The organism is uncultured Nostoc sp., assembly GCF_964245445.1.
Taxonomy (GTDB): Bacteria; Cyanobacteriota; Cyanobacteriia; order Cyanobacteriales; family Nostocaceae; genus Nostoc.
In genome coordinates this window covers 1-3,161 of the sequence record NZ_CAXTNE010000473.1, presented here as the reverse complement: position 1 = coordinate 3,161, position 3,161 = coordinate 1, and the positions used below count along the sequence as shown (strand labels likewise).

The 3,161-nt window shown below is 38.8% G+C and carries 1 protein-coding gene and 2 pseudogenes; 2 read left to right on the top strand and 1 reads right to left on the bottom strand.

Translation table 11 applies throughout. The annotated features are described in order from the left end of the window. Positions 1 to 598: pseudogene (locus tag ACFE90_RS37410) on the top strand (transposase); the annotation flags it as partial. 1,415 nt (positions 599 to 2,013) lie between these two features. Then, positions 2,014 to 2,493, top strand: a complete 480-nt coding sequence (locus ACFE90_RS37405; protein WP_375507279.1) for a hypothetical protein — start codon at positions 2,014 to 2,016, stop codon at positions 2,491 to 2,493. A gap of 432 nt (positions 2,494 to 2,925) precedes the next feature. Here ACFE90_RS37405 and ACFE90_RS37400 read toward each other — a convergent pair. Next, a pseudogene (locus ACFE90_RS37400) lies at positions 2,926 to 3,161 on the bottom strand (IS4 family transposase); the annotation flags it as partial.

Sequence of the window (3,161 nt, the reverse complement as noted above, 5' to 3'; positions counted from 1 at the left end):
GATGGTAAAACCAAGATAGACCATGTGAAAGATATGCTGCAAAACCTTGTGTATCATAAGCTTTTACCGTTTGATACGGTTTTGATGGACACATGGTATGCGGTACACAGTTTAATGCTATATATTGATAGTCTAGACAAAATTTATTATTGCCCTTTAAAAAATAATCGGTTAGTTAATGATACATTTGCCAAAGAAAAATATAAACGTATTGAATTATTAGAATGGAGTCCTGAAGAGTTAGAATGTGGTAAAATCATAAAAATTAAACGGTTTCCCGCTCAGAAAAAAGTGAAACTATTCCGGGTTGCTGTTTCTACCAACAGAACGGATTATATCGCCACTAACGATTTATCTCAAAGTTCCACGGATGTTGTACTAGAGGTGTGTAAAATTCGTTGGAAAATCGAGGAGTAACACCTTTGAGATTAAACAACTAACTGGCATTGAACATTGTCAATGTCGTAAAGCTAGGCTTCAAAGAAATCATATTGCTTGTGCAATGTTGGTTTGGATTAGATTAAAAAATTTAGCCTATCAAACTGGCCAAACTATTTATCAAATCAAGCATAATTTGCTGTCTAATTATTTAATTTAGCAACTAAAACGCCCAAGTATTCCTATGTGCTTGGTTTGATTTAAATTGTTGCGTGGCGGGGTGTAGCCCCGCCCGCTATTTGTGCCAGTTGCGTAAGTCCTGATACTGTATACCTAAAGAAATATTGTATACCTAAAGGAATACCTTGTAAAAACATAACTCCTTTACTTATGCACAAAAAGTTAGTGCAAAACTATTGATTTTATAAATCAAATCTCATAATATTCAAACGGAATTAGCAATTAAACACTAATTCAACATCAACATCATTCTGGGATGAAGAAAAGCGACAATGTTAAACACAATATGGTTCAGTTAAGCAGCACTATTGAAACTGTTCTCAGTAAGCCTAAGTAGACTGAACAAAATAATTAGCCTTCCATTCCATCTAAGCTCTCACTTAATCCTTAACTGAACAGTATTGCATCAGTAACTCCTTCTATCAAAACATCATTACCCTTTCCACAACGCCAAAAATTTTATGAAACTTTTGAATTTAGTAGCTTCTAGTTTATTCTCTTTAAGCGCTTCGTTGTTGCTCTTTACGACTGCCTCATTTGCATTGCCCTTTTATGGATGCAAGACTGGAACCGTTTGCATCTATAAAGGAAATGCCTTAAAAGGAGAAGACATTACTAACAGATATATTTACTACGGTGTTTCCAAACTCTATAATCAGTACAATATACATGCCATCTTCAATAACCAGACCGACGGTGCTGTGGTCTTACTATGTACAGACTCGAATGGAAGTAAATGTCCGTATAAATTAGATGCTAATCATTACGATTTTGTTGATTTAACTCCATACAACTCTATCGTACTTGAAAGACTTAGTACTCAAAAAGTAAGATTGCTGTAATCGTTGTAATCCATTCAATAAATGTAAACAAGTCCCAGTAAACCAAAAAGTTTTTTAGAAGCTTTATCAAGCAAACATTTCAGCTAAATCCAGCGAGATCACAAAACAACGTTTTATTCTGGGGTTTAGACTAGTTCCCGGTGCGAAACTCCAAACCCAGAAGGCGATTGATGTATAGCCGTAGCCACATAGGTTAGGACATTTTGAAAACCTCAAGGCTAAGAATAGTAATACTTTTACCTCCTGCCTCCTGCCTTTTGCCTTCTGCCTCCTGCTATATATCAAATATAACCGCACCCACCCAAAACTTGAGTAGAGTCTTCGTAGTACGCTTGAACTAAAAATGCCCCAGGGCACTCAAGGATGGATCGCTCCGCCAGCCACAGGCATCGCGTTCCGTAGGCTCAAGCATCCTTGAGTGCGTTATAAGCGATGAACCTCCGGTGCTTTGGAGACAATCACCAGAAAAAAATTGACGAGCGCGATTTTCTTGTCTATTTGAAACGATGAAAGATGTTATATCACATCATGTCTATTGAGTAATGAGAAAATTATGAACTCTAATCACAGCAAAGCGAATTTCATCAAATTCAATCGCATTGTATCTGCTGGAACTGCCACAATCTCTCTTCTGTTTGTTGGCATTGGCAGTCCTACATTACCAGCATACGCTTTTCCTGGTGAATGTAGTACTGTTAATCCTGAAATTGCAAGACCAACAAACGTGAAAACAGTGCGCTCGGTTGACCTAAATGGACGGATAATCCAATTGCGAACTGGTTTTTTGCTAGATGTTTCCCCAACGCTGCAATATGGCTGGGCTCGAATGGCAAACAATCAGAATGGCGATCATATTTGGATGGACTTCTCCCAGGACGGTGGTAGAACTTGGAAACAATGCGGTCCTTGGACACGTCAATATTCTGAAGCAGTCACTACCAGTCGTGATCGCAACCAAGTATTTCGTGCCTGTGGAACCGTTTCAATTAACATATTTTCACGATCAGAGGTCAAATGCACGACTTGGTTCTAAACAATCCACTAAAGAATACAAATGTAATAATAGTTCAACGTGTGATACAAAAATTAACGGTCTACTCAATTGATCGGGAAGTACCACAAAAGCTAGTAAAAAATGTTGAGAAATATATTTTAGACGACGAAGCGTGTCCGAAAGACTCTCGTTCAGCTAAGTTGTTATCCGGAGGAACTTCAGGGTTATTGAGGAAATACCACCATTGAGAGGCTTTATCGCGCAAAGAGCGTAAAAGGTTTCCTGCTGTAGCCCCAGCCAAGTTAATCCACTGATTGAGCAGCAATTCCAAATTCAAATTTTGACAACGGGTATAATTTACCTTGAGGATAAAGGAGTATTTCTCCAAGGGCATCGAGATGGAGCCGATGACACTGAGTTTTGGGGCATCCGTGAGAGGTTAAGGTAATTGCACTTTTGTCAAGAGGGTGCAGGAAAAGGCGATAAATCCAGCTTGGAGACTGGCTTTCGAGATATTTAACCACGCCTAAGTCTTGATTCTCTGGGGCAGCGAAGTACTTAATCGGGTCATCGGCTTTGCCTTTGTCATTTGCGACACTAAAATGGTACAAACCGCGAAATATCATCTCCAAAGAAATGCGGTCAAATGGCAGAGATAATTCGTCTGCAACCGCATCTCCCAAGTCAACTAAAACAGCATAAAATAA

What these genes read in the sequence shown, in the direction of transcription:
- ACFE90_RS37405 (WP_375507279.1), top strand. Translation starts at nt 2,014, where the DNA reads ATGAACTCTAATCACAGCAAAGCGAATTTCATCAAATTCAATCGCATT.